The following is a 1,872-nucleotide window of genomic DNA, read 5'->3' as shown; positions in this document are numbered from 1 at the left end:
TTTTTTGTATTATAAGTCAGGTAATGTAAAGCAAGCCAAGAATATTTATGAAAACGCTTTATCTCATTCGTCATGCTAAATCGAGCTGGAAGTTTCCTGAGCTCTCAGACGCGGAGCGACCTTTAAATAAAAGAGGTAAACGCGATGCCCCTGACATGGGTAAACGATTAAAGAACAAAGGTCTTTTTCCTGATCTGATGTTGAGCAGCCCGGCAAATAGAGCGCTCACTACCTGCCAGATGATTGCAAAAGCCCTCGACTACCCAAAGGAGGCAATCGAAACAGACCGAAGGGTTTATCATGCAGGAGTAAGCGAGCTGCTGCGTGTAGTTCAGGGGATTGACGACACGTGGAATACGGTTTGCCTATTTGGTCATAACCCTGGGTTTACCGACTTTGCCAATGAGCTCACACACTCAGACATTTACAATATACCTACCTGTGGTGTATTTGCCTGCTCCTTTGATGTTGACTCATGGAAAGATGTAGGATACGGAAAGGGGAAAAGAACACACTACGATTTCCCAAAAAACAAATAGCCATTCAGTGATATAAAAAAAGCACAAACGGTGCGTTTGTGCTTTTCTGGACATTTTTATTATTACTGCTTAGTGTATTTTATAGTTATATCTTCTTAATATAAACTAAGCCAACATTGTGCCACAATTGGTCGTAGCGGATACTACGACCAGTGGGTAATTAAGCCAAATACTAATGCTTATTGTATTTTTAGAAGCCTAACTGAAGCACCTGCACTTTTCTTAATATCTGAAAATTGAATATCTGGGGCACTAAAAGTAGCAAAATATTGACCTCTTCCTGTATCAGTTGCATCTGAGTCACTTGACCAATACGTTGCAAAGTTTCCTAGGTCATAGAACGAGGTGCCGTCAGAAACTCCTCCAAATTCTGAATGAAACCCAGAACTACCACCAACATTCAATTTGGTTGCTGCCTCCGTATCAGATCCACCAACAGTATTGACAAGAGTTTCAAAATCACTTATTGATGGCAACTCCCAACCTTCAGGGGCAATTTCTTTGGCCACATACCAGGTGTATAATCGGCCATACTGCTCTTCGTAAGATGCTTGGTCATTATCATAGTAATACGAAGAAGTAGAATCAGAAGTATTCGTATCTAAATTAAAGTTTTCTGCAAACCAGATTTGAGTACCGATTTTCACTACTCTATAGGTCTGTCCGTCTCTGGAGTCAGTTGTAGTGGTCACCTCTTCTGCTGTAACTGATGCAGTAGCTTCACAACCATTTTCGTCTTTTACTACTACCGTATAGTCTTTGGCTTCACCAACTTCAAAAGTTGCTTCTGTTTGAAAATTAGCACCCTTGTCAATAGAGTACTGAAACGGTCCAACACCTCCTGCAGCTGCTGCAGTAATTGTAAATGCATCTGCTGATGCCTCTAAAGTCAACTCTTCTGCCAACTCCACTGCTTTTGTCGCAGTACAACCATCAGCGTTTCTCACGGTGATTGACTCGGTACCGGTCAATCCTTCAAAAGTTGGTAAAGTATCGAAATTCTCTCCATCGATTGAGTAGGCAACATCACCGCCACCAGTACCTTGAATATTCTTTACAGTCACCTTATCACAACCTGTTTGCACAAGATCAAAAGTGATGTTGACATCTTCTATGGCAATGCTTTTTTCAGCTTCACATCCATTAACATCTCTTACAGTAATCGTGTTGGCCCCACTAGCCACTCCAGAAAATTCAGCATTAGACTGAAAATTAATACCATCTATAGAATACTTATAAGCACCTTCTCCACCTGTGGTATTTTCTACAGTTACTTCATTGCAACCAGTTTGGTTGATGTCAAATGATATAGTAACATCAGCACAAAGATCTG

General features: G+C 40.9%; 2 protein-coding genes. One reads left to right on the top strand and one right to left on the bottom strand.

The window, feature by feature from the left end; genetic code table 11:
• Window positions 1–47 precede the first annotated feature (47 nt).
• On the top strand, window positions 48–539 hold the full coding sequence (locus E1176_RS01680) for a SixA phosphatase family protein (protein WP_155208844.1): 492 nt from the start codon (window positions 48–50) through the stop codon (window positions 537–539).
• 179 nt (window positions 540–718) lie between these two features.
• On the opposite strand, the gene E1176_RS01675 is transcribed toward E1176_RS01680, so the two are convergent.
• Window positions 719–1,872 (bottom strand): FISUMP domain-containing protein (locus tag E1176_RS01675; protein ID WP_281349505.1); only part of this gene is annotated, 1,154 nt, incomplete at its 5' end.

The organism is Fulvivirga aurantia, assembly GCF_009711475.1.
In the GTDB taxonomy this organism is placed as follows: Bacteria; Bacteroidota; Bacteroidia; order Cytophagales; family Cyclobacteriaceae; genus Fulvivirga; species Fulvivirga aurantia.
The sequence above is the reverse complement of the archived record's forward strand: the minus strand, read 5'-3'. Positions and strand labels throughout refer to the sequence as shown.

Bases quoted from the DNA above. Each gene is read 5' to 3' on its own strand.
- E1176_RS01680 (WP_155208844.1), top strand. From the start codon at position 48: ATGAAAACGCTTTATCTCATTCGTCATGCTAAATCGAGCTGGAAGTTT.